Genomic DNA, 3,416 nt, shown 5'->3' with positions numbered 1-3,416 from the left:
GCAGCGACGGCGGGGCGATCGCGTGCATGTGGTCGGCCTCGTCCTGCTCGGCGGGCGGGTGCCCGAAGCCCTTCCGCGTCAGGCAGTGCACCACCACCGGGCCCCGGTAGTCGCGGGCCGAGGTGAGCGCGGCCTCCAGCTCGGCGATGTCGTGGCCGTCGACCGGGCCCAGGTAGCGCACGCCCAGGTCCGCGAACACCGACGACACGGCCGTGCCCCGGCGCAGCGCCGCCAGGTGCCGCCCGACCGCGCCCGCCGTCGGCCCGTACGAGCGGCCGTTGTCGTTGAGCACCACCACGACCGGCAGGTCGCTCACCGCGATGCTGTTGAGCGCCTCCCAGGCCATGCCGCCGGTCAGCGCCCCGTCCCCGACCACGGCCACCACGTGCCGCTCCTCCCCGCGCGAGCGGGCCGCGCGGGCCAGGCCGTCGGCGTAGGACAGGGCGGTGGAGGTGTGCGAGTTCTCGACCAGGTCGTGCGGCGACTCGGCGCGGCTCGGGTACCCGGACAGCCCGCCCGCGCGGCGCAGCCCGCCGAACAGGTCGGCGCGGCCGGTGAGCATCTTGTGCACGTAGGTCTGGTGGCCGGTGTCGAACACCAGCCGGTCGGTGGGGGAGCGGAAGACCCGGTGCAGCGCGAGCGTCAGCTCCACCACGCCCAGGTTCGGGCCGAGGTGCCCGCCGGTGCGGCTGACCGAGTGCACCAGCAGCGCCCGCAGGCGGTGGGCCAGTCCGGGCAGCTCGTCGGGCGGGAGGGCGCGCAGGTCGAAGGAGCCGCCCGGCGCGGGTTGGGGCGGCCTGGTCGTGGTGTCGGACATGCGGCCACTCCTCAACGGGTCGGTGACGACGCGGGCGGGGTACCCGCTGGCCCGTGGGGAGGGGGAGAGGTTGAGTCGAACGTGCCTCACCCGATGCGGGGCGGCAACCGGGGGTGTTCGCCGATCAGGCGGCAGTGGGGCGGGGACCACCCGGAGTGGTGGCACGCGAGTGGGGGAGGGGTGGGCGGAGCGGAACGGGGTGAGGCGCAGCGGCGGGGCATCCGCACGTCAGGGGCGAACGGACCGTTCACCCCCCTGGCCGGTGCCGGTTCCGTTGTGGCGGCTCAGCGCACCGCGCCCACCCGGCGCGGCCGGACCCCGGTGAACGCCACCTCCTCGCCGCAGTGCGAGCACACCGGGCGCACCTCCAGGTCGTGGCCGCAGCGGTGCTGCCAGACCGCGGGCGGCGGGCCGGGGGTCACGAAGCGGTCGCCCCACTCCATCAGGGCCTGGAGCACCGGTTGCAGCGCCCGGCCCGAGTCGGTCAGCGCGTACTCGTAGCGCGGCGGGTGATCCTCGTAGCGCCTGCGCTCCAGCACGCCCGCCGCCACGAGCTTGCGCAGCCGCGCGGCGAGCACGTCGCGGCTCACCCCGGTGTTGCGCACGATCTGGTCGAACCGGCGGAAGCCGATCATCACCTCGCGCAGCGCCAGCAGCGTCCACCGCTCGCCGACCACCCCGAGCGCGTTGGCGATCGAACACTCCCGGCTGCTCATGGGGCGGCTCCCTGCGCGCTCGGTCCGAACGGCCAACCTAGCAGGTGAAGATCATCGAACGGCCCCGGAAACGGCCCCCGGCTACCGCGCGGCCCGCTCCGAGACGCGGGTGGCGGTGGCGGTGTCGCCCGAGGCGGTGGCCACGACCGTGATCTCGTCCCCGGCCGCCAGGTCCGCCGCCGAACCGGTGGACGAGGCGTCCGCGGCGGCGCCCGAGCCCGCCGTGCCGCCCGAGTCGCCGGGACCGCCCTGGCCACCCGCCCCGCCGGGACCGGTCATCGCGCCGAACACCGTCTCCGCGTCGATCACGTACGTGCGCGCGTACCCGTCCGGGCTGGCCGCCGTCACCGACGTCCCGCTGATCGCGGTGATCGTCCCCGTCTGCACCACCCGCGTCGCGTACCCGCCGTCCCCGTCCGACACCACGTACTCCCCGTGCAGCGCGTCCACCGCGGCCCCTCCGCCCATCCCGCCACCCGAACCGCCGAACCCGCCCCCGTCCGGCGCCTGCCCGATAGCCGACGAGGCTTCCGAGGACCCCGAGGTCGCGTGGACCACCCCGCCGCCCACCGCGACCGCCAGCGCGATCACCCCCGCGACCAGCCCCCGCCGCACGCGCGGCGGCGGCGTCCCGGCGCCCTGCCCGGCCGCTCCCCGCACGCGCTCGTCCGGGCCCACCGCCCCGTTCGTGGCCATCGGCTCCGTCATCTGCTCCGTCATCGGCTCCTCCAAGTGGCTCTGCTCGTCCGACGCCGACCACTCTGCGAGCCGCCCCTGTGCCGGGTCTGTGCCCGCGGTCAGCGCTCCCTGTGCGTCCCAGCTCCACCGGCCGCACCCCACCCGGAAATGCGCGAAAATGCGGTGAGGAAATCCGCACCAGTGCGCCTCCGAACAATTTTTTCACCCGGTTCCCGCCCCTTTTCGCTGCGGATTCCCGCATTGCCCACCGCCACCCCGCTCGCAACCCGCGCACCTGCTGAAACCCTGTCCCCGCCCGAGATCGCCAAGGGGAGAGGAACAGCGTGTGAGACGCGCGTCGACCGGTTTCGCAGCCGCGCTGGGCGGAGTTGCGCTGGTGCTGGGGGCATTCACCCCCGCCGCCGCCCAGACCCGGAACGGGGAGCCCCCGCCCGCCGGGGACGAGGTCGTGCCGGACAGCTACCTCGTCGTGCTGAAGGACCAGGGGGGCTCCGCGGGCCACGCGTCCACCGCCGCGCTCGCCGCGTCGCTGGCCGCCGCGCACGGCGGGGACGTCACCTCCACCTGGAGCAGGTCGCTGCGCGGGTTCGCGGTCAAGGCGGACGCCGAGCAGGCCCGGCGCCTGGCCGCCGACCCCGCCGTCGCCTCCGTCACCGCCAACGGCAGGCTCACGGCGCACGACGTCCAGTTCGAGCCGACCTCGTGGGGCCTGGACCGCGTCGACCAGCCCGACCTGCCGCTCGACGAGGCCTACAACCACCGCGCGGACGGCGCGGGCGTGCGCGTCTACGTCGTCGACAGCGGCATCCGCACCACGCACGCCGACTTCGGCGGCCGGGCCAGCTGGGGCGCCGACCTGGTCGACGGCAGCGGCCGGGACTGCGCGGGCCACGGCACGCACGTCGCGGGCACCGTCGGCGGCGCCAGGCACGGCGTCGCCAAGGGCGTCCAGCTCATCGCCGTGCGGGTCCTGGACTGCGCCAACGGCACCACCTACGAGACCGCGCTCAACGGCGTCGAGTGGGTCACCGCAAACGCGGTCCGCCCGGCCGTGGCGAACCTGAGCTTCGGCGGAGCCACGTCCGCGCAGAGCGCCCCGCTGGAGCAGGCGATCCGCAACTCCGCAGCCTCCGGCATCACCTACGTGGTGTCGGCGGGCAACGACAACCGCAACGCCTGCTCGG

General features: G+C 75.3%; 4 protein-coding genes. 1 reads left to right on the top strand and 3 read right to left on the bottom strand.

The annotated features are described in order from the left end of the window. The 3 genes from ACTUAL_RS01620 to ACTUAL_RS01610 all read right to left on the bottom strand — a co-directional run. Nucleotides 1-817: 1-deoxy-D-xylulose-5-phosphate synthase N-terminal domain-containing protein (locus tag ACTUAL_RS01620; RefSeq protein WP_440899011.1), on the bottom strand; the 817-nt coding region annotated here is incomplete at its 3' end. A gap of 284 nt (nucleotides 818-1,101) precedes the next feature. Further along, nucleotides 1,102-1,533 carry a winged helix-turn-helix transcriptional regulator gene (locus ACTUAL_RS01615; RefSeq protein WP_096494911.1) on the bottom strand — a complete coding sequence of 144 codons (432 nt, stop codon included), beginning with the start codon at nucleotides 1,531-1,533 and terminating at the stop codon, nucleotides 1,102-1,104. A gap of 81 nt (nucleotides 1,534-1,614) precedes the next feature. Beyond that, entirely contained in the window at nucleotides 1,615-2,253 is a 639-nt protein-coding gene (locus ACTUAL_RS01610) for a hypothetical protein (RefSeq protein ID WP_440899010.1), read from the bottom strand. Nucleotides 2,254-2,608: 355 nt separating this feature from the next. On the opposite strand from ACTUAL_RS01610, the gene ACTUAL_RS01605 reads away from it, so the two are divergent. Next, nucleotides 2,609-3,416, top strand: an 808-nt coding sequence (locus tag ACTUAL_RS01605) for a S8 family serine peptidase (RefSeq protein ID WP_440899009.1), incomplete at its 3' end; no start/stop codon positions are given.

It is taken from the genome of Actinosynnema sp. (assembly GCF_052038725.1).
The sequence above is the reverse complement of the archived record's forward strand: the minus strand, read 5'-3'. Positions and strand labels throughout refer to the sequence as shown.

What these genes read in the sequence shown, in the direction of transcription:
- ACTUAL_RS01610 (WP_440899010.1), bottom strand. Translation starts at nt 2,253, where the DNA reads ATGACGGAGCAGATGACGGAGCCGATGGCCACGAACGGGGCGGTGGGC.
- ACTUAL_RS01615 (WP_096494911.1), bottom strand. Translation starts at nt 1,533, where the DNA reads ATGAGCAGCCGGGAGTGTTCGATCGCCAACGCGCTCGGGGTGGTCGGC.